At 73.9% G+C, this 26,198-nt stretch carries 22 protein-coding genes and 1 tRNA gene; 9 read left to right on the top strand and 14 right to left on the bottom strand.

The genetic code is table 11. The features are described 5' to 3' along the window. Positions 1 to 64 precede the first annotated feature (64 nt). From QP089_RS12135 to QP089_RS12110, 6 genes are all read right to left on the bottom strand, one after another. Positions 65 to 889, bottom strand: a complete 825-nt coding sequence (locus QP089_RS12135) for a class I SAM-dependent methyltransferase (RefSeq protein WP_285911632.1) — start codon at positions 887 to 889, stop codon at positions 65 to 67. Positions 890 to 956: 67 nt separating this feature from the next. Beyond that, positions 957 to 2,150 carry a hypothetical protein gene (locus QP089_RS12130; protein ID WP_285911631.1) on the bottom strand — a complete coding sequence of 398 codons (1,194 nt, stop codon included), beginning with the start codon at positions 2,148 to 2,150 and terminating at the stop codon, positions 957 to 959. Beyond that, positions 2,143 to 2,877: a 4Fe-4S single cluster domain-containing protein gene (locus tag QP089_RS12125; RefSeq protein WP_285911630.1), complete on the bottom strand. Its 735-nt coding sequence runs from the start codon at positions 2,875 to 2,877 to the stop codon at positions 2,143 to 2,145. The genes QP089_RS12130 and QP089_RS12125 overlap by 8 nt, the downstream gene beginning before the upstream one ends. Beyond that, positions 2,874 to 4,361: a hypothetical protein gene (locus tag QP089_RS12120; protein WP_285911629.1), complete on the bottom strand. Its 1,488-nt coding sequence runs from the start codon at positions 4,359 to 4,361 to the stop codon at positions 2,874 to 2,876. Before QP089_RS12120 ends, QP089_RS12125 begins: the two co-directional genes overlap by 4 nt. Before the next feature lie 14 nt (positions 4,362 to 4,375). Further along, a complete protein-coding gene (locus tag QP089_RS12115) occupies positions 4,376 to 5,110 on the bottom strand; it encodes a hypothetical protein (RefSeq protein WP_285911628.1) in 735 nt (244 codons plus the stop codon). Positions 5,111 to 5,112: 2 nt separating this feature from the next. Next, positions 5,113 to 5,841, bottom strand: a complete 729-nt coding sequence (locus QP089_RS12110; RefSeq protein WP_285911627.1) for a hypothetical protein — start codon at positions 5,839 to 5,841, stop codon at positions 5,113 to 5,115. 358 nt (positions 5,842 to 6,199) lie between these two features. On the opposite strand from QP089_RS12110, the gene QP089_RS12105 reads away from it, so the two are divergent. The 7 genes from QP089_RS12105 (at position 6,200) to QP089_RS12075 (ending at position 18,566) form a co-directional block, all read left to right on the top strand. Further along, the gene (locus QP089_RS12105; protein ID WP_285911626.1) at positions 6,200 to 8,512 is read left to right on the top strand and encodes a serine/threonine-protein kinase; all 2,313 of its coding nucleotides are present in this window, start codon (positions 6,200 to 6,202) and stop codon (positions 8,510 to 8,512) included. Continuing rightward, positions 8,509 to 10,017 (top strand): hypothetical protein, encoded by a 1,509-nt coding sequence (locus tag QP089_RS12100; protein WP_285911625.1) that lies wholly within the window; start codon positions 8,509 to 8,511, stop codon positions 10,015 to 10,017. The genes QP089_RS12105 and QP089_RS12100 overlap by 4 nt, the downstream gene beginning before the upstream one ends. Further along, positions 10,014 to 11,975, top strand: coding sequence for an AAA family ATPase (locus QP089_RS12095; protein WP_285911624.1), 1,962 nt, complete (start codon positions 10,014 to 10,016; stop codon positions 11,973 to 11,975). The genes QP089_RS12100 and QP089_RS12095 overlap by 4 nt, the downstream gene beginning before the upstream one ends. Next, on the top strand, positions 11,972 to 12,553 hold the full coding sequence (locus QP089_RS12090) for an FHA domain-containing protein (protein ID WP_285911623.1): 582 nt from the start codon (positions 11,972 to 11,974) through the stop codon (positions 12,551 to 12,553). Before QP089_RS12095 ends, QP089_RS12090 begins: the two co-directional genes overlap by 4 nt. After that, positions 12,550 to 16,317 (top strand): CHAT domain-containing protein, encoded by a 3,768-nt coding sequence (locus tag QP089_RS12085; protein WP_285911622.1) that lies wholly within the window; start codon positions 12,550 to 12,552, stop codon positions 16,315 to 16,317. Before QP089_RS12090 ends, QP089_RS12085 begins: the two co-directional genes overlap by 4 nt. A gap of 382 nt (positions 16,318 to 16,699) precedes the next feature. Beyond that, complete coding sequence (locus QP089_RS12080; protein ID WP_285911621.1) at positions 16,700 to 17,557, top strand: hypothetical protein; 858 nt, start codon at positions 16,700 to 16,702, stop codon at positions 17,555 to 17,557. Beyond that, positions 17,550 to 18,566, top strand: coding sequence for a hypothetical protein (locus QP089_RS12075; protein WP_285911620.1), 1,017 nt, complete (start codon positions 17,550 to 17,552; stop codon positions 18,564 to 18,566). The genes QP089_RS12080 and QP089_RS12075 overlap by 8 nt, the downstream gene beginning before the upstream one ends. On the opposite strand, the gene QP089_RS12070 is transcribed toward QP089_RS12075, so the two are convergent. The 4 genes from QP089_RS12070 to QP089_RS12055 form a co-directional block, all read right to left on the bottom strand. Then, positions 18,555 to 19,265: a Crp/Fnr family transcriptional regulator gene (locus tag QP089_RS12070; RefSeq protein WP_285911619.1), complete on the bottom strand. Its 711-nt coding sequence runs from the start codon at positions 19,263 to 19,265 to the stop codon at positions 18,555 to 18,557. The two genes, QP089_RS12075 and QP089_RS12070, sit on opposite strands and share 12 nt — an antisense overlap. Positions 19,266 to 19,483: 218 nt before the next feature. Then, complete coding sequence (locus QP089_RS12065) at positions 19,484 to 19,699, bottom strand: hypothetical protein (RefSeq protein ID WP_285911618.1); 216 nt, start codon at positions 19,697 to 19,699, stop codon at positions 19,484 to 19,486. 601 nt (positions 19,700 to 20,300) lie between these two features. Further along, positions 20,301 to 20,376: transfer RNA gene (locus tag QP089_RS12060), tRNA-Lys, on the bottom strand. A 43-nt stretch (positions 20,377 to 20,419) separates the two neighbouring features. Next, positions 20,420 to 21,706 carry a cytochrome P450 gene (locus QP089_RS12055; RefSeq protein ID WP_285911617.1) on the bottom strand — a complete coding sequence of 429 codons (1,287 nt, stop codon included), beginning with the start codon at positions 21,704 to 21,706 and terminating at the stop codon, positions 20,420 to 20,422. On the opposite strand from QP089_RS12055, the gene QP089_RS12050 reads away from it, so the two are divergent. Beyond that, positions 21,686 to 22,138, top strand: coding sequence for a PaaI family thioesterase (locus QP089_RS12050; RefSeq protein ID WP_285911616.1), 453 nt, complete (start codon positions 21,686 to 21,688; stop codon positions 22,136 to 22,138). The genes QP089_RS12055 and QP089_RS12050 overlap by 21 nt on opposite strands. Before the next feature lies 1 nt (position 22,139). After that, positions 22,140 to 22,841: a dienelactone hydrolase family protein gene (locus QP089_RS12045; RefSeq protein WP_285911615.1), complete on the top strand. Its 702-nt coding sequence runs from the start codon at positions 22,140 to 22,142 to the stop codon at positions 22,839 to 22,841. Here the strand turns inward: QP089_RS12045 and QP089_RS12040 are convergent. Genes QP089_RS12040 through QP089_RS12025 form a run of 4 tightly spaced genes read right to left on the bottom strand, consistent with a single transcriptional unit; the run spans position 22,836 to position 26,146 of the window. After that, positions 22,836 to 23,213, bottom strand: coding sequence for an ADP-ribosylglycohydrolase family protein (locus QP089_RS12040; RefSeq protein WP_285911614.1), 378 nt, complete (start codon positions 23,211 to 23,213; stop codon positions 22,836 to 22,838). The genes QP089_RS12045 and QP089_RS12040 overlap by 6 nt on opposite strands. 46 nt (positions 23,214 to 23,259) lie before the next feature. Next, positions 23,260 to 23,517: an ADP-ribosylglycohydrolase family protein gene (locus QP089_RS12035; RefSeq protein WP_285911613.1), complete on the bottom strand. Its 258-nt coding sequence runs from the start codon at positions 23,515 to 23,517 to the stop codon at positions 23,260 to 23,262. Next, positions 23,514 to 23,654: a response regulator transcription factor gene (locus tag QP089_RS12030; RefSeq protein WP_285911988.1), complete on the bottom strand. Its 141-nt coding sequence runs from the start codon at positions 23,652 to 23,654 to the stop codon at positions 23,514 to 23,516. Before QP089_RS12030 ends, QP089_RS12035 begins: the two co-directional genes overlap by 4 nt. Further along, entirely contained in the window at positions 23,636 to 26,146 is a 2,511-nt protein-coding gene (locus QP089_RS12025) for an ATP-binding protein (RefSeq protein WP_285911612.1), read from the bottom strand. Before QP089_RS12025 ends, QP089_RS12030 begins: the two co-directional genes overlap by 19 nt. Positions 26,147 to 26,198: the final 52 nt, after the last annotated feature.

The raw sequence follows: 26,198 nt of genomic DNA, 5'->3' as shown, positions 1-26,198 counted from the left end.
ACCAGCTCCAACAGTATTGTCAGCGGGACGGGCGGCAGCGTCTGCGAGCCGCGCTCTCACCGGCTCATGCGGACGCTGCGGGAACGACCGCCGGGCGCGTGGCGCGCAGCGAATACATCAGCGGCACCCGCGGACGGCCCGCCGGAAGCCGGTAGATCCTGCCGTGCCGCTCCAGCGACCGGAACCGCTCGAACAGCGTGTGGTCGTGTTCGTGCAGGAAGTCGATGCGCAGCCCCGCCGCGGCGAGCGCGCTGACGATCTCGCCGAGACCGTGCTGGAACTGCACGGACCGGGTGTGGCGCGTGTTCTGGTCGCCGTCGGTGTAGGTGCCGGGCTTGTCCCAGACCTGCGGCGACCTGTCGAAGTAGTCGTAGGTGACGGTCGAGCCGTCCGTGAAATCCAGGACCTCGGTGAACGGATGGAATTCGCTGAGGTGAAGGAACCCGCCCGGTTCCAGCAGTTCCGCGACGACCCGCGCCCAGCGGTCCATGTCCGGAAGCCATCCCAGCGCCCCGAGCCCGGTATAGACGATCTCGTAGGTCTCGCCCAGCGCCTCGACCGCGTCATACACGTCGGCCTGCACGAACCGCGCCGGGATAGCGCACTCGGCCGCTATCCCGTCCGCGGTCTCGATGGCGGCCCCGGAGAAATCGAGCCCGGTCGCCCTTGCGCCGAGCCGCGCCCACGACAGCGTGTCGAGCCCGAAATGGCACTGCAGATGCACCAGCCGCCGGCCGGCCACCGGCCCCACCTCGGCGACCTCGAAGTCGCGCAGAGCCGTCCCGCCGGCCTTGAACCCGGCGACGTCGTAGAACTCGCTGGCCGCATGGATCGCGACCCGCTCGTCCCACAAAGCGCGATTCAGTTCCCGGTAGTCCGCATCCGCCACGCGAGCAGGGTAATCACCCGCAGCGGCCGCCGGCCATATAGCGTTCAAGAACGCCGTCCGGTGGCGGTCAGTCGGGGACGGTGAGCCAGCAGACCTCGGTGAAGCCCTTGTCCTCCAGCTCGGCGACCACGCGTTCGAAGCGCGCCGGATCGAGGCCGTCCAGGTTCTGCGCGATCACGTCCCGGTACAGCAGGTCCGGGACGATCAGGGCGAGGTCGCGTGCCGGGTTCGCCTTCAGCGCCTCCCGGATCGGCGGGGAGTCGAGGATCCGGTGCACGGCGATGGAGGCGTCCCCGACGTACCCGTTCGGGGCGGGCTTCACCAGGCCGCGGTGCAGCGCCGCGCGCAGCCGCACCCGCGCCTGCTCCCCGAGGTCGCGGTTCGTCCGGCGGACGGCGGCGCGCAGCCCGGCGACCAGGCCGGGGACGACCTTCGTCTCGTCGATCCCCGGCGGGAAGGCCAGGAACCGGCCGTCGCCCTGCTCCTGCGCCGGGACGGACGAGGGGTCGACGCCCGCCTCCCGCAGCGCCGCGTCCAGGACGGCGAGCAGCCGCCGCTGGGTGCGCTCGGCGGCGCCGATGCCGTGCCGGCTGTAGCGCTCCACATCGGCGGCCAGGCAGAGCCGGACCGCCGCGCCCCCGCCGTCCGGTCCGGGCAGCGGCACCGCGAACCGGGGCTGGACGTCGAAGGTGTACGCCGCGCGGTGCGTGGTGAACTCGAACACGGTCCGCGCGATCTCCACCTCCGCGCTGAGCGTGCCGGCCAGCTCCGCGAGCCCCTCGGGGACGTCGAGCAGGGCGCTCACCAGGTAGGACCGGCCGTCCAGCGCCCGCCCCTGCGGGTCGCGGTAGGCGCAGCCGAACCGGTGCGTCTGCAGGCCGGAGACGCGGACCGCGACACGCCCGCCGCCCGGCCGGAACCGGCCGGTCCACGGCGCCGCCGGCGGCTCCGGACGCACCCGCCGCGCGATGGCCCGCTCGTCGGCGAGGGTGACGCGGAACCGCGCGGCCGTGTACCGGCGGCGGCCGCCCAGCTCGTCCAGGTCGAAGGCGAAGACGGCCTCCACGGCGCGGCCGCGGCCGCGCGGCACGTCGTCCACCGGATACAGCAGCGGGCTGCCGAAGCTGACGCCCGACTCGCGGACGTGGCGGACGTCGCCCGGACCGTAGTGCTCGTCCTCGGAGTACAGCGGGGCGTGGCCGAGGACGTCGGCGGACGGCAGCGGCGCGAGCCCGTGCAGCTCGGCGATGTACTCAGGCATGGTCCCTCTCCTCGGTTCGACGGGACGGCGGGATGGTGGGGCTCGACGGGGTACCGCGCGCGGACCGCCACGAGACGGTGCGCGGCGGGGCGCCCTCGCGGGCCAGGCCGGTCTCGAGCCGCCGCAGGTCCCCGCGCTGGGGGACGCCGACGACCTGCAGGCCGTCCCCGTCCGGGAAGACCTCCAGCGGGGCCGGGTCGGCCTCACGGTCCAGATGCTCGGTGTAGCGGCGGCGGCCGAGGCCGGTGAGCGGCAGCAGCGACTGGTTCGCCGAGCCGCGCCACACCAGCCGGGTCGGCCGGGCGGCGTCGTAACGTCCGGTGATGACGGCGTCGGCGTGCCGGAGCACCGCCGCGCCGATCCGCAGCGCCTCATCCGTCTCGTAGCCGGTGTACACCAGGACGTCCGCGGCGTGACGCAGAGCGGGGCGCAGGGCGGCGAGCAGGGCGGCCAGCGCCGGAGCCTGGTCGAGCGGCTCACCGCCGGACACCGTGACCCCGTCCGCGCCGCGCGCCAGCAGGCCCCGGCAGGCGGCGCCGAGCGCGGTCACCGGCAGCGCGGTCCCGCCGCCCGGGTCCCAGGTGTCCCGCGACATGCATCCCGCGCAGGCCAGGCCGCAGCCCTGCACCCAGATCACCAGCCTGCGCCCCGGACCGAGCACCGTCACCGGATGGACGATCCGGCTGACGCGCAGCACCGGCTCCTCCTGCGCGCACGGCGCCCTCACGGCGCGCCGCCGTCCCCGCCCGCGGGCGGCTCGTCGAGGTACGCGGAGACGGCCTGCGTGGTGGTGGGCCTGCCGATGCCGAGCGCCACGGCGTCCAGGTAGACCTTCTCGGCGGCGAGGTGCTCCTGCGTGATCGCGGTCCTGCGCTCCTGCGCCTCGTGCCAGTGCGCGCGGAGCTGCTCCTCCTCCGGGACCAGCGTCGAGTCCCGCGTCCTCGACTCCTCCGACGTCGCCTCCAGGAACAGCGCCTGGGCACGCTCGCTGACCCGGACGGCGGCGCGGTAGGCGGCGACCGCGGGGTGCTCCTCCGCCATGCCGAGGGTGAACGCGATCAGCCCGGACAGCAGCAGGATGATCGCGAAGACGGCGGTCATCGCGATGTGCCCGTGCTGCAGGCCGAGCTGGTGCACACCGCCGATGTCCTGGCCGGTCTCCGGGTCCCTGCGGGGGACGAGCAGCACCTGCTGGCGCAGCCAGCCGAGCGCGAGCGCCCCCACCGCCCACAGCACCATCGTGGCCGCCACCAGGACCGGCGCGATCCGCTCCACCGGCATGAGGTGCCGGTGGCGGAACAGCCGGCCCGCCAGGTGCGGCGCGGCGACCATGCCGAGCGCGACCGGCAGCGTGTAGGCCCAGGTCAACCAGTCGTCGGCGCCGTGCAGGTGCAGGAAGATGTCGTGGTAGATCGGCACCTCCACCGCGATCAGCGCCACGAGGATGTACCGCTTGTACCGCTCCGGCATCGGCATGGCGAAGGGCGAGCCGTCCGCCGGACCCATCCAGCCGAGCCGGCGCCGCCCGCCGCGCGTGACGGGCGCCGCGTCCGCCTTCTCCCGGTCGCCGGGGGCGGGGGCCGGTCGCTCGCCGCCCAGTCCGGGATCCGCGGATCCCAGGTTGGGCGGGCCGTGCGGGTCGGCGTTCCGCACGGTGTCGCCGGCGTCCCCGGCGTCCCCGGCGTCCCCGGCGTCTGCTGTGGCCGTCGGGTCGTCCGGGTCGTCGTCGGGGACGTCCGCGTCGTCCCATCCCGGACGGTCCGGCGGCATGTGCTGCCCGGCGAGCACGTCGAGGCCCGCCAGCGTGATGTCCTCCCGCTCGTAGGCGCGGTCGCGCCGGCGCAGCGCCTGGTCCAGGCGGGCCTGCGCGGTGGCGGCCGCGTGCCGCTCGTCGCGGCGCTGGTGGCGGACCTGCCCGAGGATGGCGCGCGCCGCCGCGAACGCGCTCGCGGCGTTCGACGCGACGGCCTGCTCGCGCTCGTGCCGGAGGCGCTCCAGGTACGGCAGCCGCGTTCGCGGCGCGAACGACCACTCGTCGTACTCGCGGGCCGTGGCGGCGCGCGCGCCGTCCAGCATCGCGCGGCCCTGCACGCCCGGCGGGACGACGGCGGGGGGCGGCGCGCCCGGCGCGGCGGTGCCGGCGGCGGCGGTCTCGGGGTCGGGGGCCTCCCGCCGCCTGCGGCGGCGCGGAGCGGATTGTGGGGCGGCCATGCTGTCCTCCGGGGTCAGTCGTACTTCACGGTGGGGTGTCCGGCGGTGGCGAACAGCTGCGTCCAGAAGGCGTTGAGCCCCACGGACTGCCGCGTGTCCTTCAGCGTCCGCCCGCGGTCGGTGATCTCCAGCGCCGTCCCGCCGAGGTCCGGGACGCGGCCCTTGAACGGGCCGTCGAGGATCGCGCGCCGCTTCGCCGCGGTGCTCAGGTCGGCGTGGGTGAGGTCGACCGTCCGGTCGGTCTGCAGCATGTCGCTGACCACGAGGACGTGGTAGGTGCCCTTGCCGTCCGGCCGCTGGTCCGCGGCGCGGGCGAGCGCGCCCAGCACGTCCGACTTGGGACGCCCGGCGTGCAGGCAGGCCAGCACGGCGTGCGCGTCCTTGAGGGCCCGGCTCTGCCGCCCGGCGCGGATCGCCTCCTTGTCGGTGCCCGCGCCGAGGTCGGGATCGAGGTCGAGGTCCTTGTGCGAGCAGACCGAGCCGCGGGAGTCGGTGTCGAGCGGGACGTAGGTGAGCGTCTTGCACTTGTTGGCACGCAGGAAGCCGGGGAGCAGCTCGGTGACGCGCTTGTCGGCGTCGAAGTTCTGCCCGGACGCGGAGCCGTCGACGACGACGCCGCACGGCGCCGAGTAGGAGTCGTGGCCGGGGTCGCAGCCGGGGACGCCGAGCGCGGTCGCGACGAGCACGACCCCGGCGGCGGCGCAGACGCGCTCGCGGTGGTGGAACCGGACGGATGCCCGGACTCGCATGGTCAGCCTCCTGTCTCGGGCTCGGGGGTCCCGTAGAAGTAGCGAAGGATCTCCAGCGCGCGGGCCAGCGGCCCGAAGCGGTAGCCGGACGCGTCGTCGCCGGTGAAGACGTCGGGCAGCCGGATCAGGAACTCCTCGGGGTGCTCCCAGCGGGAGTCGAGCGCGAGGGGCTCGGGCTTCCACGCCGCCGCGTCGAACGGGACCTGCCGGCCCTCGCCGCCGGTCATCAGCGGCGGCTTCGCCCTGCCCCGCCGGATCGCGCGCAGCCGCCGGTGCCACCGCTCGACGACCTTCCAGTGGCAGCAGAGCAGCTGGTTGGCCTCCGCGGCCGCCCCGGCCACGACCGAGCGCTGCGGCTGGACGGCGTTCGCCCACCGGCCGAGCGCGCTCTGCAGCCGGCCGAGGTGGCGTTTGTCGAGCGTGCCGGCCTCGTGGTGGTAGACGACGTCGGTCGCGCGGCCCATCAGCTCCTCGACGAGCCGGTCGTGCCGGCGCTGCGCCTCGGCGGCGTACTTCTCCGACACCACCGCGACCCTGGCCTGCAGCTCCTCCCGGTAGCCGGGGCGGGCCGGCCGCACCCGGCCGGACCCGTCCAGCGTGGCGGGCAGCTCGGGCAGCCCGCGGCGGGCGTCCTTCCAGCCCTCGCGGCGTGCCCGGAACCGGTCGGTCCAGTGGGCCGCCGCCGCCCGGAACTCCTCGTGCGCCCTCGCGCTCCGGCTGTCCATTCGCATGCGCTGTCCCGCCTTGGGGGAAATTTCCTGAAGGGGTAGCGAAATGCTTATCACCCACACCTTGATCGCCGCAAACGACATATTTACATGGAAAGAGCGAGAGTCTGCGTACCGATACTCGTTCCATGGACTCGGCCGCTTTCCATGGAACGGGACGTGGTGCAGGGAACCTGCTGTGAGCTGCGGAACCTGGGCCGCCTCGGGCGCGCGGACGGAGCGGCCGGCGCTATTCCATGTGAAGTGCCGAGTTTCATGGAATGTGCCCGATGTGGCGGAAAAATTGTGCATGCCGGGCGAATAGGATAAGAGTGGGAGTCGCCGGCCGCCGCACGCGTGGCCCGGAAAGGAGAAACGGGCCATGACCGAGCCGCCGCCCCCGACCCGGCGCCGGCCGGGCGAACCCGTCCCCGGTCCGCAAGCGACCCGGCGGCGCGGCGGCGGGACGGCGCCGCTCCAGCCGGAGACGGTCCCGCCCGCGCTGCTGACCCGGTTCCGCGAGGTGTCGCCGCTCTCCCTGGCCGGCGGCGAGGCCGACGTCTTCCGCGCCGTGGCGGACGACGGCGAATACGTGCTGAAGCTCTACCGCGGCGAGATCAGGCCCGAGCCGAAGGTGTGGGAGGCGCTGCAGGCCGACAAGTCGCCCCGGCTGCCGCGGCTGCTCGACTGCGGCGTCGAGGGCGGCCGCGCGTACGAGATCCACGACTACGTGCCCGGCGGCACCCTCCACGACCTGATCCGGCGCACCCCCGGCGGGCTCCCCCTGGAGACCGTCGAGGAGGTGGTGCGCCAGCTCGCCGGCGCGCTCCGCGAGCTGCACGGGCTCGGCATCCCGCACCGCGACCTCAAACCGCAGAACGTCCTGGTCCGCGGCGAGGACCCCCTCAACCTCGTGCTCGCCGACTTCGGGATGTCGGTGCACCTCGGCGGCCGGTCCCAGGCGCGCACCAGGTCCGGGTCGCGGACGACCCTGTACGCCGCGCCCGAGCTGTTCAACGGGCTGGTCTCCGCGGCCGGCGACTGGTGGTCGCTCGGGATGCTCGTCCTGGAGGCGGCGGCGGGCGAGCACCCCTTCGCGGGCATGGACGAGGACAACGCCGGAGACCAGATCATCGCCGGCAACATCCCCCTGCCCGACGACCTCGACCCGCGCGTCCGGTGGCTGTGCGAGGGGCTGATCGTGCACAGCAGGGACGCGCGCTGGGACGCCGAGGAGGTCGGGGCCTGGCTCGCCGGCGACCCGCCGCGGCCTCCCCGCGACCGCGGCCCCGTCTCGGCGCCGCAGCGCCGCGAGCTGCGCTTCAACGGCACGCCCTACACGGAACGGTTCACGCTCGCGCACGACCTGACCCGCAACTGGGGGCTAGGCGTCCAGCGGTTCTTCGAGCCGATGGCCGAACCGTGGGCCGAGCTGCGCCGCTGGCTCGCCCAGTTCGACGACCCGGACGGCGAGGACACGAGCGAGCGGCTCGCCGTCCGGCTGGAGCGGTCGGGCCTTCCCGGGAACGTGAACCTGCTGCTCCTGCTGCGCTGGCTCGACCACGGCCGGACGGTCGTCTACCGGGGCGAGCCCCTCTCCATGACCGACCTGCCCGACTTCGCCAGGCGGGCGATGGACGGCGACGGGACGGCGGCGCAGCTCCGTGAGATCGTCGACGACCTGTGGGACCACGGCCTGCTCCGCGAGTTGGACGCCGAACCGGGATGCGCCGGCTTCGCCCAGGTCGACCGGCGCTGGCGGTGGGAGACCGAACGCTGGACCGTCGTGGCCGCCCGGCTCGCCGGCGACCATCCCGAGGTGCGGGACGTCCTGGCCAGGTGGAGCGGGCCGCGGCAGCGGGCGTACCTGCTGTGGCTGGCCGGCGATCCCGGCGCGGTCGGCGAGCTGCGCGCGCATCTGGACCGGGAGCGGTCACGGGTGCACCGGGTGCTGAGGCGCGCCAACGCCCGGCTCGACTGGTTCGACGAGATCCTCGCCAAGGCGCACGAGCCCGCCGGGGTGCTGGCCGCGTACGCGGTGAGCTGGCAGGCGCGCGCGGAGGTGGAGCGGCTGCGCCGCCAGGCCGACCGCCGCGACCAGCGCGTGCGCGAGTGGAACCGGGTGGAGCGCTGGCGCCGCCTGGACCGTCCGGTCGCGCTCGGCTGGGCGGGCGCGGCGATGGCCGTGGTGCTCATCGCCTGGACGCTGCTGCTGTTGCTCAGCACGGCGTTCAACGCGCGGGTGGAGATCGCGTCGCCGGTGGCGCTGCTGCAGGCCTGGATCTTCATGGTGGTCACGCTGGCGCTGCAGGCGGGCGCCGAACTCTGGCTGGCCGCGGTGATCGGCGCCCCCTACCATCCGCGCTTCTCGCTGATGCTGGGCGTCGGGAGGGTCTTCCGCGACGTCGGCGGCCGGTTCGCGACCAGGGGGACGCTCGGGTTCGCCGTTGTGGCGGGGACGACGCTGGCGCTGATCGGGGTGACCGTGGCGGCGCCGTTCCTGCTCCCGCTGATCGTGCTCCCGGCGCATGTCGCGTGGGTGCACGTCCGCTACCGGCGCTGGCAGGAGGAGTACCTGCGGCGCCGCTCCACGGCCGTCGGCCCGGACGGCGCCGCCGCACGGGGGTCGGCCGCCGGGCGGGACGGCCCGCGCGCGCCGTCCGGCCGTCCGGCCCAGGCGAAGGGGACACGATGAGCAACGGGAAGATCTTCGCGCCGATGTATGCGCAGCAGGCGGTGCCGTCGGCGGTGTCGCAGGCCGGCCTGACCCACGCGGCGGGCGGCTCCGTCGCGCATTCGGCGGGCGCCGCAGCCGCGCAGACCGGGCACGCGGCCGCGACCGCGGGGATGCACGGGCTGGCCACCGCCGCGACCGTCGCGGGCACCGCGGTGCTCGCGGTCGGGCTCGCCGCGACCGCGGTCGTGATGACGCGGGCCGCCATGGGCGGGCTGCGGGACTTCGGGGAGAGCATCGTCGAAGACGCGGCGCAGTGGGAGCAGCAGTGCGCGGCCGCGCAGGAATGGCAGCAGGCGGTGCTGGCCGTCGTGGACGTCAACGCGCGGATCGCCGTGCTGCGCGCCGCCGGGAGCCGGCTCGACGGCGGCCCCGGGCCGGACCTGCCCGGCCCGCTCGACCCGGCGGGCCGCGCGGTCGCCGAGCTGCGCCGCTGGTGCGCGGAGACCGAGCGGCGGCTCGAGGAGGCCGAGCGGCGGCAGGCGGGCCGGGTCATCGACGCCGGGATGGGCGAGCTGGCCAGGCGCGGGACGTGGCGCGCGGACGCCGCGGCGGACGGGCTGGCCCGCTGGGCGGAGCAGGCGCGGCGGTGGGAGGCGGAGTCCGCGCGGGTCGAGGCGCTGGCGGCGGCGTCCGGGCGCGGCGGCGAGGGCGGCGACCGCGAGAAGACCGCCGCGACGGTCGACCGGATCCTCGGCCGCACCCTGCCGAAGGCGTCGCCGGAGGAGGCGGCGACCCTGCTGGAGGCCGCCGGGAAGGCGCTGTCCACGTGCAACGCGGCGGCGGCGTCCTCGTGGCTCGGCGAGCTGCGGGCGCGCGAGCAGCAGGTGGACGCCGCCGTCCGCCGGCGGCGCGCGGACATCGAGGACGCTACCCGCTTCCTGGCGGGGCTGCGCCTCGACCGGATCTCGCCCGAGCTGTACCCGGCCGGGCTCACCGCACCGTTCGCGGACGTCGCGGAGCGGCTCGAAGCCGTCGCGGCGGGCCGCGAACCGCTCACGTCCGAGCTGCGCATGCGGGCCGAGGACGCCGTCCTGCACATGCAGGACATCGCCGACCAGAGCCTCGTCGCCGAGACGCTCGCGGCGGCCTGCACTCGGCTCGGCTACCGGGTGCGCCGCGGCGAGGGAGCCGCCCTGATGAGCCTCACCCTCCCCGAGTGGGACGGCGACGAGGTGCGGTTCGAGCTGGCGGAGGGGCAGGTCGTCGCCACGTTCGGCGACGGCCCTGTGGGCGACCCGGCGACGGTCGTGGACGCGGCGCGGCTGCGGCGGTGGCGCGACGACTTCGACCGCGTGTGCGGCGACGTCAAGGCGCTCGGGCTGGAGATGACCCTGCTCGGCGTCGTGGAACCGCACGGCACGGCGGCCGACACCGCCGCACCCGCCGGGAAGGGCCGACGCGGCGACGAGGAGGGCCGCGGCAGGAAGCGGCCGCAGGCCAAGGAGAGGAAGCGGCCACGATGACCACGACGACACCGGACACGCCCCCGATCCCCGGGCCGGGGGTGCGCATCGACAAACAGGAGGGAGGACGTCCCGCGCCCTTCGACGGCTGGCCCGCCTTCATCCGCGAGTTCGAGAGCACCCTCGCGGTCCACTCGCAGTTCGTGTTACACGGCAACCTGCGCGACTGGTTCCTTGTCCCCGGCCGCGACGGCGGTTTCACCGTGGTCCCGCTGGCCTCGCTCGTCTGGCGGGTCCTGGAGCGGTACGGCTACAGCTGCCTCGTCGTCTACGACCAGGTGGACGGCTTCACGCTGTTCCCGAGGACGGACGGCGACCCGCGGCGCGCGCAGGAGCGGCAGGCCGTCGAGCGGCTCCTCGACGGATCCGGTGCGAAGAAGGAGGCGGGAGGCGACAAGGACGGCCCGCTCGCCCAGCTGTACGAGCGGATCAAGGCCGTCACCCAGCACCCGGAGCTGCGGATCGGGCTCGTCGTGGACTACGCGTCCCGGCTGGTCCGCGACCCCACCGAGCTGTCCCCGGCCGAGCAGGACTTCTTCGTCGGCTGCCTGAAGCTGTCGGAGACCGCGCCCCGCAAGGGCGGCTTCGAGAACCGGCCGAGCCCGCTGTACAACCCGGTGGTCTGGCTGGTGCAGAGCGACCGCGACCTGCCGGCGTGGCTGGGCGACGGGAACGTCCGGGTCCGGAACATCGCGGTGCCGTCCCCCGACCTGGGGGAGCGGGAGAAGACGGCGCGGCTGCTGGTCGGGCGGATGCCGGGCGCCCGCGAGGAGGCCGGGAACGGCGCGCTGACCGGGCGGGCGGCCGCGGCCGCGAAGGAGTTCGCGGCCGCGGCCGAGGGGCTGACCCTGGCGGCGATGGGGGAGGTCACGAAGCTGGTCGCCGACCGGGGGACGGGGCCGTCCAGCCTGCCCGAGGCCGTCCGCACCTACAAGCTGGGCGTGCTGGACAACCCGTGGCGGCGCGGCTACCTGCTGGACCGCATCCGGCAGGCCGAGACGGAGCTGCCCGCGCGGGTGATCGGCCAGGAGCGCGCGGTGGCGGGGACGCTGGACGTGCTGAAGCGCGCGGTGCTCGGGCTGACCGGCGCGCAGGCCCGGCGGTCGGTGGACCGCCCTCGCGGGACGCTGTTCTTCGCGGGGCCGACCGGGGTGGGCAAGACGGAGCTGGCGAAGGCGATCGCCGCGCTGCTGTTCGGGGACGAGTCGGCGTACCTGCGCTTCGACATGAGCGAGTTCTCCGCCGAGCACGCCGCGGACCGGCTGGTCGGCGCGCCGCCCGGTTATGTCGGGTACGAGGCGGGCGGGGAGCTGACCAACGCGGTCCGGCAGGACCCGTTCCGGGTGGTGCTGTTCGACGAGATCGAGAAGGCCCATCCGCGGCTGCTGGACAAGTTCCTGCAGATCCTGGAGGACGGCCGGCTCACCGACGCGCGGGGGAACACCACCTACTTCTCCGAGACGATCCTCATCTTCACGTCCAACCTCGGCATCCAGGAGTGGGACCCGCAGCGCGAGGTCCGCATCGTCAAGGTCACCCCCGACCAGCCGTACGAGGAGGTGATCGAGCTGGTGACGGAGGGCGTCCAAAAACACTTCAACCTGGTCCTCGGCCGTCCCGAGCTGCTGAACCGGCTGGGCGGCAACATCCTGGTGTTCGACTTCATCCGCCCGGAGCCCGCGCGGCGGATCTGCGACAACGCGCTCGGCAATGTGCTGCGGCTCGTGGGCAAGGAGCTCGGGCAGACGTTGACGATCGGCGAGCGGGCGAGCCACGACCTGCTCGGCTGGTGCACCGAGGATCTCGCGAACGGGGGCCGCGGGATCCTCAACGCGGTGGAGACGGGGTTCGTCAACCCGCTGGCGCGGGCGCTGTTCGACCGGCGCCGCCTGGAGCCGGGCGGGCGGCTGACCGTGACCGCCGTCCACCGCGACCCGCCGTCCGTGGAGCTGCGATGAACGAGCTGGTCTGCGCCAACTGCGGTGCCGCCGCGACAGACGATGTCACGTGTCCGGAGTGCGGCAGCATCGCCGACTACCGGGTGTCGGACGCACCCGCCGCGACGGCCTCGCATGACGTCACGGCCGCGCAGGCAGGCACCGAGGCACCGGGCGGCGGAGATCCGGCGGGACGGCCAGCGCCGCAGGCACCCGGTCCCGAGCCCGCACCGCGAGCGGGGAACGCGGCCACGGCGACCCTTTCGGTACTCAACCTCGCCTACGTGTTCACCACGGGGGAGAAGGTCTCCGTCCCGCCCGGCGGCTCCTCGCTGCTGGGCCGCGACCCGGAGTTCTCGGAGGCGGCGCGGTTCCTGGAGAAGGACGGCCTGGTGTCGCGGCGGCACGCCACGATCGGCCTGGACGAGGACGGCACCCCGTGGATCCGCGACGAGTACTCCCTCAACGGCACGTTCGTGAACGGCGAGCGGATGCCCGCCGGCGACCGCAGGACCCTCCGGCACGAGGACAAGGTCCGGATCGGCGACGTGCTCATGACGATCGTGCGTGAGGCCCCGCCCGGAGGAGGACGGCGATGACAGGCTCCTGGAACACCGGCGACTTTTCGGACGCCGCGATCGCCGCGCTCCGCGCGCGGCTCGCGTCGGCGGCCCCCGGCGACCGGCCGGACGCGCTGGCCGCGCTCGGCCGGGCGCTGTCGAAGAGCGCGTCGTTCGGCGCCGGCGACGCCCCGGACGCGGCGGACCGCGCGGCGGAGGCGATCGCCCTCTACCGCGAGGGCGTCGCCTGCGTGCCGCCGGACGACGCGCGCTTGCCGGCGCTGCGGTTCGAGCTGGGGAACCTGCTCGCGATCCGCTACCTGCGGGTGGCGGGCGCCGAGGCGGACCGCGACGAGGCGATCGACCTGTTCGAGCAGTGTCTCGCCGACGATCCGGACGCCGTGCGGCCCAAGCCCGAGACGGAGCCGGAGACGGGGGCGTGGTCGGCGGGTTGGCGGTTGCAGACCGCCGGGGTGTGGCTCGGCGTCCTGCTGATGTTCCGCGTGCTGCGGCTGCCCGTCCCGCTCGGTGAGCGCCCGCCCGACCTGTACGACCTCGCGCCGCTGATGACGGGCCTGTCGGCCATCGACTCCCCGGACGTGCAGCGGGCCGTGGCCGTCCTCACCAGGTTCGCCGACGCGGACGACATCGACCCGGAGCTGGGCCGGGTGGCGGTGGTGCTGCGGGCCGTCGCGGTGCTGTTCCAGGTGTACAACACCGCCGAGGAGGACGACGTCGACCTGTCGCGGGCGATGGCGCTGCTGGACCAGGCGGGCGAGCGCCTCGACGAGGGCGACCCGGGCCACCGCGAGGTCGTCGGGCTCTCGGTGTTCCTGGAGGCCGACGCGCGCCGGGAGCGCGGCGAGCAGGGGCCGCCCGACCCGCGGATGGTGGCCGACCTCGAACGCGCCATCGAGCTGGAGCCGGGCGACATGCTGAAGGCGGCGCTGGAGATGCAGCTCGGCGCGGCGCGGATGCAGTCGTGGCTGCGCACCGGCGACCCGGCCGACCTGGCGGAGGGCCCCGAGCTGGTCGAGCGGGCGCACGAGCACATGCGGGCGCGCGGCGACGACCACCCCCTGTACGAGGACGGCCTGCGCTGGCTCGCCGGGCTGACGATGGGGGTGACCGCGTTCCAGCCGACCCCCGGCGGCGTGGAGAAGGTGATCTCGCTCGCGGAGCAGGTGCGCGCCCGCCGGGACCCCGGCGACCGCGACGGGCGGGCCAAGGACACCTACCTGCTCGGCATGGCGACGATGCTGAAGGCCGCGCTGACGGGCGGGCAGGACGACTGGACGCGCGCGTCGCGGCTGCTGGAGACGGCCCTGCGCGACATCCGCGACGAGGATCCGCTCGCCGTCACGATGCTGACGACGTACGGGTCGGTGCTGCTGGACCGGCACACGCGGCGCGGCGGGATCGAGGAGGCCGAGGCCGCGCGGCGCTACCTGGAGCGGGCGGAGGTGATCTGCCGGACGCGGCGTCCGCCGGACGGCGACGAGTTCGAGTGGCGGACCGTCCAGGGCCTGCTGGGCGCGGTGACCGCGACCTGCGCGTGGCGGGACGGCGACGAGGACGGGCTGCGGCGGGCGGTCGAGAACCTGCGGGAGGCGCAGCGGGCGCTGCCGGGGACCTACCCGTGGCGGTCGCGGCTCGACATGGAGCTGGGCCGGGCGCTGATGCGGCAGGCCGACGTGCTTCTGCGGGCGGGCGCCGGGGAGGCGCTGGACGCGGCGCGCGAGGGCGCCGCGCTGCTGGCGGCCGCGATGGACGCCGACGCGATCGACGCCGGCAACCGGCAGGCGCTGAGGGCCGTCGGCGGGCTCGCCCGCGTGCTGGACGGGGTGCTGGAGCGCGATCTGGCCGCGATGGACGAGGGGATCGCGCGGCTCGGCGAGGCGGCGGCGGTCCCGGAGGTGCTGCACGGCCAGCGGGCGGGCGTGCTGTGGTCGCTCGGGGCCGCGCATCTCGTCCGGTCCCGGATGGACTCGGAGGGCCTGCACCGGGGGGCGGACGGCCCGGCGGACGCGGCGAGCGCGGCCGATCACCGCGAGCTGGGCGTGGCGCGGCTGGAGCAGGCGGCGGGGCTGCTGGCCGCCGAGCCGGCGAGCCCGATGACGGGCCGTGTCCTGTGGGAGCTGGCGGGCGCCTACCGGGGCCGGGGCGAGGACGGGGACGCGGCGCTGGCGATCTCGGCGGGGTTCGGGGCGCTGCGGGCGCGGATCGGGGACGTCCTGCTGCAGACGGGGGTGGAGTACGGGCTCGCCACGGCGCGGGGCGTCGCGGAGATGGCGCAGCGGGTGGCGCGGTGGTGCGTCGCGGAGGGCCGGGCGGCGGACGCGGCGGAGGCCGTGGAGCTGGGCCGGGGACTGGTGCTGTACGCGGCGACGTCCGCGACGGCGGTGTCGGAGCTCCTGCGCGGCCGCGGGTTCACCGGACTCGCGGATGAGTGGGACGAGCAGGGGGCGGTGGACGCGGGGCCGCCGCCCCCGCACGAACCGGCGGGGGCGGGCGGCGCGGCGCAGGCGGCCGCGGCGCTGGCCGGTCCGCTGCTGGACCCGCAGGTGCCGGGGGACCTGCGGCAGCGGGTGTTGGACGCGCTGCACCGCGCCGGGGACGCGGCCGCGCTGACGGCGGCGCCGGAGCCGGCGCGGGTGGCCGCCGCGCTCGCCGCCGTCGGCGCCGACCTGCTGGTGTACCTCGTGCCGGGGGAGGGCGGCGAGCCGGGGCTGCTGCTGGTCGCCGACCGGGCCGGGGTGGTGCGGGTGGTGGCCGCGCCGGCGCTGCGTCTCGACGACGAGCGGGCCGCCGCGTACGTGGGGTTGCCCGGCGTGGCGGGCGACGGCGCCGACTGGCGGGACGCGCTCGACGCGGTGGGCGCGTGGGCGTGGTCGGCGGCGTTCGAGCCGCTGCTCGCCGACGCCGGGGAGCGCGGCATCGCGGGGGCGCCGCGCGTCGTGCTCGTCCCGTGCGGTGCGCTGGGCGGCATCCCCTGGCAGGTCGCGTACCGGACGGGCGCGGACGGCGGGCGCGGCTACGCCTGCCGGGAGTTCGTGCTGTCGTACGCCGCGTCGGCGCGGCAGTTCGTGACCGCGGCCGGGCGGCGGCGCCGCGACCCGCTCGAGGATCCGGTGTTCGTCGCCGACCCGACCGGCGAGCTGAAGACCACGGCGGAACTCACCCACGTCCTGCGCCACGTGTTCTACCCGGACGCGCGCGGGCTGGGCCGCACCCGCCGTCCGGGCGAGCCGTCCGCGACCCCGGAGGAGGTCCGCGCGCACGTGCCCGGACGGCGCGCGCCCGGCGCGTCGATGCTGCAGCTGACCTGCCACGGGGTGACGACCGCGTCGGCGGCCGGGTCGCATGTGAAGCTCGTGGACGCGGCCGGCGACCCCGCGCAGCTGCGCGCGGACGAGCTGCTGCGCCGCTCGCACCGGCGCGAGCCGGACGCGCCCGGCGGCCTGGTGGTGCTGTCGACCTGCGTCAGCGACGTGACCCCGGCTGACCACGACGAGGCGCTCACGCTCGCGACGTCGTTCCAGACGGCGGGGGCGGCCGCGGTGGTCGGGTCGCGGTGGCGGGTGGCCGGGAGCGTGACGCCGCTGCTGATGTTCATGTTCCACCGGGCGCTCGTCCTGGACGGCGCGGACCCGGTGGACGCGCTGCGCGCGGCGCAGCTGTGGATGCTGGACCCGGACCGGCCGATCCCGCCGGAGATGCCGGAGGACTACGCCTGGGACGCCGGGCGGCTGGATCTGGCCGATCCGGTGTCGTGGGGGGCGTTCACCCACCAGGGCAACTGATCCGCGGCAGCCCGGTGGGGCCGCCCGCCGGTGTGCGGGCGGCCCCACCGGGCCGCCGGGTTCACGGCCAGTCGTCGTCGCCACCGCCGAATGCGCGCCACGGGGTCATCGCGTCCTCCTTCGCAAACCGTGCGAATTGGTCGAACGGCGCTATCGTGGCGCGGTCCCGGCGGGCGGACCCCGGACCAGTACGGGATTCGGAAACCGAATCGGCGTCGGCGCCGGTGCCGGTTTAGGGATGACCGCATCGCGTGTTTGCGGACAGATGTTCGCCGCCTCGCCCGTTTCCGCTCCGCAGAAACACGGCAAAGCTTCAAAATGTCGCTTCAAATGTGTCATGCGGGCAATACTGGTGCCCTGAGGAGCGATGAGGCTGGGGGATATGGCGACACCGCAGGATCTCGAGACGACCACCGCCGGCGCCTGGTTCGAGGGGTTCGCGCGCCGCTCCGGGGAGGCGAGGAACCACTGGGACACGAAGGTCGCGTACTACGAGGCCACCCGGCGCGCGCTGACAGATCATCCCGGGCGCCCGCTGAGCCACAACGAGATTTTCGAGGCACTCGCGTGCGCACCGGTGAAATCGACCTACTATCAGGTGGCGGGCAATAACGCGAAGAATCCTCTGATTGGCTGGTACGCCAAAGCGGGGGAACGCGGCGCCGCCATCGCGCGCGCCTTCGCACCCCCGAAAGGGCCGTGGCCGGTGCCCGTCCACGAGCTGGTGAACGAGGCGAAGGCGTGGACGTACTGGCGCGGCCGCCCCGGCTGGCTGGAGAGCCTGCGCCGCCTCGGCCGGACCGGCGACGTCGGCGGCACCGTCATGACGCGGACGCTGCTCGGCGTCGTGGCCGAATGGGCCGTGTCCGAGCCCGCCCTCGCGTCCGCGCTGGACGACGGCCCGCCGGTGTGCGCCGTCGAGGATCTGCTGGTCATCCGGAACTGGGAGCCGACCGTGGAGCAGGCCCGCGGCGTCCTGCGCCAGGTCGTGCGGGACGCGGCGCGGCTCGGCGAGGTGAACGGCTACGTCATCGACGGCGCCGAGGCGCGGCTGGAGGGGCCGCGGATGCCCGACCACCGGGAGCTGCAGGCCCGGCTGTCCAACGCGATCATGGAGATCCAGGACAGCGCACCCGGCATGCCCCCGCGGATCCGGCTGCGGATCGTCGCCCTCATGCGCGACGCGGTCGACGAACTCGCCGCCTACGCGGCCGAGCACGACGGGGAGGGCGATGCCTGAGACCACCCGGGCGCGGCTGCGCGTCCGGCTGCGCTCGCTGATCGCCGCCGAGGCCCCCGGCGCCCTGTACGCCGACCTGCTGGCGGACGCGGCCAGGGCGCTCGGCCCCGGCGACCCGCTGCTGCTCGACATCCGCTGCCACCAGGAGATCGCCGCGAGCCGGGGCCGGGCGCCGCGCGCGTCGCTGGAGGCGTGGACGGCGCTGCGCGACGCTGCCGCGCGCGCCCTGCCGGAGACCGACCGCACGTTCGCCGAGATCGAGTCCCAGCACGTCCGGCTGCTGCGGATCTACGGCGAGTTCGGCGCGCTGGACGAGATCGTCCGGCGGCGCACGCGCCGGCTGGAGCTGCTGGCCGCGGACGGCGCGAACGAGGACGGCGCCAACGAGGACATGGCCGGCCGCGCCCGCACCGATCTGAGCGTCGCGCTCGTCGACCGCGGCCGGTTCGGGCGCCTCGACCCGCTGGTGGCCGACCCCAGACCCGAGGAGGACCTGCGGGAGGCGTGGGACCTGGCCGCCGCGGAGACCGGGCGGCGCGCCGCCGCGTTCGCGCCCGACCACCCGTTCACCTGGCACGCGCGGTCCGTCGCCTGCGCCGCGCAGGTGTCGCTCGCCCTGCACCGCGGGAAGGAGGCGGAGTTGGACGCGGCGCTCGAGACGACCGACGCGCAGGTCGACCACCTCCGCCGGAGCCGGTACCGCCACGACGCGCTCATGCGGGCACGGCTGCGGCGCGCCGAGGTGCTCGACGCCCTGGGCAGGCACCAGGACGCCGAGCGGGAGGCGAGGTTCGTCAGCGACCAGTGGCTGCACCGCGTCGAGGGGTTCGACCCCGGCCACGCCCTGCTCGTGCTGGCCCGGACGCAGGCTGCGCGCTCCCCGGCGGACGCGCTCGGCAACGCCGAGCTTGCCCTGGAGTACCGGCGCAAGGAGTTCCCCGAGCGCGGGCACCGGGTCGCCGAGGCAAGCGAGCTGGTCGAGGCGCTGCGGGGCGCGTCAGCACGCTGACGCCGCGTGCCGCCGCAGCGCCTCGATGTCCAGGATCGTGATGCCCCGGTAGCGGGTGCGGACGGCCCCGGCGCGGCGCAGCAGCCGCAGCGCCTTGCCGACGGCGTCCTCGCGCGCCCCGATCAGCATGCCCAGCTCCGCCTGCGAGAGCCGGATGCCGACCTCCCAGACGCCGTCGCGCCACCGGCCGTGCCGCCGCACCAGCTCGTCCAGCACGCGCGCGAGCCGGGTCGGGACGTCCGCGGCGACGAAGTCGAGCCGCCGGTCGTTGGCCCAGTCGAGCCGGTCGGTGACCATCCTGGCCAGCGACGCCCAGGCGTCCGGGTACCGCAGCAGCAGCCGGTTGAACGTCGTCCACGGGAAGACCCGGACGGTCATCGCGGTGCAGGCGGTGACGGTGGCCGACCGGGTGCCGTGCCGCAGCCCGGCGCCCTCGCCCACCACGTCCCCGGCGAACCGGAAGCCGAGCAGGATCTCGGTGCCGTTCTCGGCGGCGCACACCACCTTGACGCACGCGGTCGCCCGGGGCGTGGCCGACTCCAGCAGGTACACCTCGGTGCGCGGTTCGGCCTGGCGGACGAGCACGGTGCCGGCCGCGACCGGGCGGGGCCGTCCCGCCGCCAGCATCTCCGCCCGGACGTCCGGGGGGAGCCGGTCCATGAGGGTGCCCGGCAGCCAGGTCGCGAGGTTCGGCGACATCGTGTTCTCCGGCGCATGCGTGGCGGGCTTCCGAGTATCGCCCACCGGCCGCCGCGGGCCAACGCTGTCCTGCCGAAAACCTCGTCCGCGCAGGTCAAGCGGCATGCTCGTACTATGGAGGATTCCGCCCAGCCGTTGCCTTCTTCGGATGTTCAGGTGGGCGATCCGGTCTGTTTCGTTGATCGGCGGAGGCAGCGGCTGCAACGGGCGTGCATTGGCTATATGGCAGAACGCTCGGCTGCCGGGTCGATACCGGCGTCGTTGAGGATCTCCCAGACGGTGGAGGCCGCGACCTTGACTCCGAGCACCAGCAGTTCGCCGTGCACCCGCCGGTAGCCCCAGCCCGGGTTCCCGCACCAGACGCAGCACCAGCAGCCGGACGGAGCGGACGGTGGGCGGCCGGCCCGGCCGCTTGGGTCTGGACCGGGCGGCATGCCGACCCGCGATCAGGTCCCGGTGCCAGCACAGCACCGTGTCCGGCCGTACCAGGAGCCGCATCCGCCGCAGCGCACCGGAAGGCAACCGGTGCAGCAGCGCCGCCACAAACGCCCGGTCCGCCGTAGTGAATCGCACCCGCTTTCCGGCAAGCCGGCGCTCCAACACGGCGATCTGATGCCGCGACACCAGGATCTCGGTGTCCTTGTCCCGATCGGTCATTGGGAGCAGACGCAGCACCGCGAACGCGTTGGTCACGGTCATGTAGGCCAGTCGCAACAGCGCAACCGCCCATCATCCCGCGGCAACCACCTCGCCCTGGCCTGTCCTTGCTACTGATCAAGCCCCGCGCCGAAGCCCACCCCCTGCACCTCTCACCTGCACGGACGTAGTTTTCGGCAGGCACAGTGCTGATCGGGCAGTTGGCCGGGGTGGCGAGGTGCGAGCTGCTGGATCGCTCGCTGGTCTTGCAAGGGGCCAGCGGAGTTGCTGATGCAGGGCTGCGGATTCGTGTCCGCGGTTGCAGGCTCAGGTCGGCTCGGCTGCCAGTTGCTGCGGGCGAGCAAACCGGGACGTCCTTGCGTTTGCCCCGGTCAGGGGTGGTGGGTCGCGTGGGACTCGAACCCACAACCTACGGATTAAAAGTCCGGAGCTCTGCCAATTGAGCTAGCGACCCGTCCAGCAAGCGTACCGAGAGGGGGGAGGGGTTCGCGACGGGGTTAGCGGGTGGGGGTGAGGCGGACGGGGAGGTGCTTGAGGCCGTTCTGGAAGTTGGAGGCCAGGCGGACGGGGGGACCGGTGCGCTCGACGCGGTGCGGGAGGAGCTCGCGGAAGATCGCGCGCATCTGGGTGCGGGCCAGGTGGGCGCCGAGGCAGAAGTGGGGGCCGAAGCCGAAGCTGACGTGGTCGTTGGGGGTGCGGGTGATGTCGAAGCGGTCCGGGTCGGGGAAGACGGTCTCGTCGCGGTTGGCGGAGGCGTGGTAGACGACGACCTTCTGGCCGGCCTTGATGTCGCGGCCGGAGAGGGTGAGGTCGGTGGTGGCGGTGCGGCGGAAGTCCATGACGGGCGGCCAGTAGCGCAGCATCTCCTCGACGGCGGAGGGGAGCAGGGACGGGTCGGCGCGTAGGCGGGCGAGTTCGGACGGGTGGTCCAGGAGGGTGAGGAGGCCGCCCGGGATGCCGTTGCGCAGCGTCTCGTTGCCGGCGACGGCGAAGAGGAAGAACATGTTCTCGAACTCGTGGGAGGTGAGTCCGCCTTCGAGCATGCGGGACATGATGTCGTCCGACGGGTTCTGCTTTTTGACGGCCGCCAGTGCGTGGGCGTAGGCGAACATGTCCGCCAGGGCGGCGTAGGAGCGCGGGTTGACGGGGCGGCCGTCCGGGTGGGTGAACGTAGTGGGGCGGTGTTGCGTGGCCTTCTGCGCCATCGGGCTCATGGTGGCGGTGTCGGCAGTGGAGAGACCGGCGTACTCGTCGTCTTGGTAGCCGATGACGCGCGACGACCAGTCGTATAGGAGTCGGCGGTCGCTGTCCGGTACGCCCATGATGTGGGCGAGCGTCCATACCGGGAGGTCGGCGGCCAACTCGACGAAGTCGGTCTCCTTGCCGAGGGCGGAGGAGATAAGGGTGCGGGCTCGCTGTTCGATGGTCTCTTCCAGGGCGCGGACGGCGCGCGGGGTGAACGCGGCGGCGACGATGCGGCGCAGGCGGGAATGGTCGGGCGGGTCCTGGTTGAGCATCATCGCGCGGACGAACGCGAGGTCCTCGGGCGTGTCGGGGTCGCGGATCTGGGTGGCGCCGAGATTGGACGAGAAGAGGTCGGGGGAGCGCAGGACGTGCTTCACGTCGGTGTGGGAGAAGACCGCCCAGTAGCCGGTGCCGGCGGGCCAGGAGCCGACGGCGGGTTCCGGGATCCAGACGACGGGAGATTCCGCGCGCAGCTTCCGGAAGGCGTCGTAGGGGACTCCGGCGGCGTAGGTGGCGGGTTGGAAGATCTCCTCGTGCATGCCCACAGCGTGCATCATGACTGTGTGACGGTGAAGCCTGAGGACGCTGCCGGGATCCTTCGTGACAACTTCGCGCCCTGGGTGCTGGACCTGGGGCTCGTCGTAGAGGAGGTGGGGGACGGGACCGCCGTGCTGCGGCTGCCGTGGTCCGAACGGTTGGCGCGGGAGGGCGGCGCCGTGTCGGGGCAGGCGTTGATGGCCGCTGCCGACACCGCCGTGGTCATCGCTGTGGCGGGTGCCAAGGGCGGCTTCGTTCCCATGACGACGGTCCAGTTGAACACGTCGTTCATGCGTCCCGTTATGGGGACGGACGTGCTGGTGACGGTGACGCTAGGCAAGCTGGGGCGGACGCTGGCGTTCGCCGACATCGTGATGGCGACCGATGCCGCGCCGGTCGCGCGGGCGAGCGCCGTATACGCGATCATCGGGTGACATGACCCGAATCGAAACGGTGAAGGTGCCGGACGGGGATTTCCGGCTGCACGTGTGGACGCCCCAGAGTGGGCAGGGGCCGGGGATCCTGCTCATCCAGGAGATCTTCGGTGTGGGCGAGTACATGGAGGCGGTCGCCGCGGATCTGACGGCGATGGGCTACGTGGTGGCCGCTCCGGACATGTTCTGGCGGATCCAACCGAACTGGACGACGAAGCACACCGAAGAGGCCCTGCCTAAGGGGATGTCCATGGTGTCCCAGTTCGACTGGGACAAGGGCCAGGACGATGTGGAGGCGGCGCTGGAAGCCCTCCGGGGACTGCCGGAGGTCGACGGCCGGGTGGGCGTTATCGGGTTCTGCTTCGGCGGGACGCTGGCCTATCTGCTCGCTACACGAGCTGAGGCGGATGCCGTGGTCTCGTTCTACGGCAGTGGTGTCCCCGGTGCGCTGGGGGCGCTCGACGCCGTGCGGGCGCCGCTGCAGTTCCACTTCGGCGGGTCGGACGACTACATCCCGCGGGAGGACGTCGCAGCCGTCGAACGCGCCGTCGAGGGACGGGAACGGATGGAGATCCACGTCCAGGAGGACGGCGGGCACGCCTTCCACAACCGGAAGGCCCCGATGTTCTACCAGCCGGAGCCGGCGGACCGGGCGTGGCGCCTCACGGAGGAGTTCCTTGGCCGCCACCTCCCCGTCTCATAGCGCGGCCTGTAGGCACCAGTTAGGGAGCGGCTCGGTTTCGGCGAGCCAGGCAGCGGGCGGGTGTCCGATGATGCCGCCGACTATCGCGCAGGTGGTGTCGATGTCGCCGCCTGCAGCCGCTGTGGTCCAGAACGCCCGCTCGTAGTCGCCGAGATGGCGGGCCGCAGCCCACAGTGTGAACGGCACGGTGTCGTGTGCGGCGACCTGGCGGCCGTTGCCCAGGATGGCGGCGGCGGTCGTCGGGTCGCCGATGGTCAGCAGCCGGCGCGCTTCGACGATGCCTTGGCGGACCGTGCCCTGGGGCGTGTGCTCTAGGACCTCGTCCAGGAAGCCGCCCGGTGACGGGTTGCCGGGCGCGATGGCCGTGGCCACGGCTACGGCGATCGCGCCCGCGCGATGGCCTCTGGATGGGGGTGCGTTATCTCGGAGGCAAGGACCGCTTGGCGGGCCGCCTCGGACGGGTCGCCCGCTGGTCGATGGTGTTGTGCTTGCAGAGGACGAGGTGGATGGACGCGGCCATCTCCGTGTCGTCCGTCCACTGCCATGGCCCTGGCGGAAGGGTCTGGGTCTCGAAGGCGGGGCGGTTGTCGGGGACGAAGAACTGGGACCCGAGGGCGTCGCCTACGGAGAGGGCCAGGAGTGAGGCGTGCGAGCGTTCCGCAGCGGTCGCGGTCATGTGGATGAGGGTTCCAGAGCGAGGCGGGCGAGTTCCTTGCGGGAGGAGATGCCGAGCTTGGGATAGGCCTTGTAGAGGTGGTATTCGACCGTCCGGCGGCTGAGGAACAGCTGCGCGGCTATCTCGCGGCTGCTGATGCCCTCCGCGGCGAGACGGACGACCTGGAGTTCCTGTGGGGTGAGGCGGTCGAGCAGTACCGGCGCGGTGGGAGTCGATGTAGAGCCGGACTCACCGGTGGCGCGCAGTTCAGCGTGTGCGCGGTCGAGCCAGGGCTTGGCGCGTAGCCGCTCGAAGATTTCCATCGCGGAGCGAAGAGGCGTACGGGCGTCGGTGCGACGACGGGTCCGGCGTAGCCACTCTCCGTAGAGAAGCTCGGTACGGGCTTTTCGAATGGGCGCGTCGCCTTTTCGTGTAGGCGGATGGCCTGTTCGTAGGGTTCTTCGCTGTCGGCCAGGAGGGCTTCACAGCGCAGGGCGGTCGCCAATGCCCACGGCTGCTGCACGGCGTCGGCCCAGGCGCGGAATCGGTCGAGCGGTGCGCGGGCACGTTCGGGTTGACCGGCGCGCATGGCGGCCTCTACCAGGTCCGCCATGGCGAGCATGGTGTCCGCGCTGTACTGGTAGGGGACGGCCTCCAGGTGGCGGAGCGCGTCGTCGTACCGGCCGAGTCCGAGTTCGAGGAGGCCCAGCGCCCCGCCGGTGTTCTCCGGCATGGCGCACAACCGGGATTCGTCGCCCTCGACCGCCGCCACGCGGGCGAACACGGCGGAAAGCCGCCAGTCGCTGTTGGGCAGTCCGGTGTCGCAGGCGAGCGAGATCGCCTCGATCAGGGTGGCCTCGGCGTCCGTATGCAGGCCCGTCGCGACCTGTGCCTGCGCCTGCGTCCGCAGGACGCCCGGCAGCGCGCCGATCAGTCCGTTCAGGCGGCAGCGCGCGGCCTCGGCGGCGGCCAGCTCGAGTGCCGCCTCGTCGTCGCCGAGGATCAGCGCGAGTTGCGCCGCCTCGTCCAGGCCGGCGGCGGTACCCGGCTCCGGCGTGGTCGTACGCGCGTGCGCAACGAGGCCGGTGAGCAGAGGCACCCCGCACGCGAGGTCGTCACCGGCCAGATGTGCGAGACCGCCGACCATCGCGTCGTCCGGTAGCGATTCGGCGGCGCGCAGTAGGGCCGGCGTCTCTCCAGAGGTCCACGCATAGGTGGCGCCCGCCCGCAGCATCGCCGCCTTGTCGTCCGGCATTGCGCGGGCGGCGTGCTCGACCATCATGCGTGCGGCGGCGCGCCGGTTGCCGCGTTCGTACTCGACGACCGCGCGCACACGGCCGAGGCGCGCGAGTTCCGTGGGGTCGTCGGTGAGCGTGCCCGCCTTGGCGGCGAAGTCCTCGGCCTCGTCCGGGCGACCGCCCTGGAGCGCCATGCTGGCCGCGGCGCGGAACCGTGCGGCGCGCGCGTCCATGTCGGGGCTGAGGTATGCCGCCTGCTCGTAGAGCCTTGCCGCCGTTGCGTACCCGGTGCGCCTCCGCGCGCGCTCTGCGGCGTCCTGCAGATCGACGGCGATGTCCTCGTCCGGTCCCAGGGCCGCTGACGCGCGGTGCCGCGCACGGCAATCAGCGTCCTCGGAGGAGGACGCCAATGCGCGATGGACGGCGATACGGCAATTCGCCACAGCGCCCTGATAGACGGCGGCCCGGACGAGGGGGTGGCGGAAGGCGATGGAGCGTCCGCTCACCTCCACCAAGCCGGCCCGTTCGGCTTGCTCCAGGTCCCCTAGGCCGACACCCATCTCGCGTGCGGCGCCGAGCAGGCTCGGCATGTATCCCCGTCCCTCGGCGGCGGCTATGAGCAGCATCAGGCGGGTCTTGTCGGGAAGCTCGTCGATCTGGCTCTGGAACCGCGCGACGACGCGGTCGGTGACGGGCAACGGTCGGGAACCGTCCGGCAACCGGGCCCCGGCCATGCCGAACTCGCGCAGCGCCAGCGGATTCCCACGCGACTCGTGAAGGACGCGGTCCCGGACCGCCGGCGCAAGGCCGTGCTCGATGAGGAGCCGCTCCGCGTCGTCGCGTCCCAGCCGTTCAAGGGGCAGTTCGGGGAGGCCGACGCCGGTGAACGCGTCGTCCCGCGCGGCGAACAGCATCACCACGCCCTCGGCCGCCAGCCGCCGGGCGGCGAACAGGAGCGCCTCGGCGGTCGCGCCGTCGAGCCATTGGGCGTCGTCGATCAGGCACAGGACGGGGCCGTCCTCGGCGAGGTCGGCCAGAAGCGTCAGGACGGCGAGGCCGGTCGTGAACCGGTCTCGGGCGGGCGGAACCTCGCCGGACGGCCCCAAGCCGCTCAGCGCGGCTCTCAGGGCCTCCGCCTGCGGTCCGGGCAGGCCGTCCAGCCGGTCGCGGACGGGCCACAGGAGCTGGTTGATCCCGGCGAAGGTGATGCCGGACTCGGCCTCGATCCCGGTGACCCGCAGAACCCGCGCCCCGTCGTCGCCCGCCATCAGGTCCGCGGCGTGGTCGAGCAGCACCGACTTGCCGATGCCCGCCTCGCCGCGCAGCAGCAGCGCGCCGCTGCGTCCCTCGCCGCGCGCCCGCGCGAGCAGCGCGGAGATCCGCGCCTGTTCGTCGTTCCGCCCGTAAAGCACGGATCCAAACTACGGGGCGTACTACCGAAACCTTACTGATTCGCCGCGTACC

It is taken from the genome of Actinomadura opuntiae (genome assembly GCF_030283205.1).
Lineage (GTDB): Bacteria > Actinomycetota > Actinomycetes > Streptosporangiales > Streptosporangiaceae > Spirillospora.
This window is presented reverse-complemented; position numbering and strand designations above follow the sequence as displayed.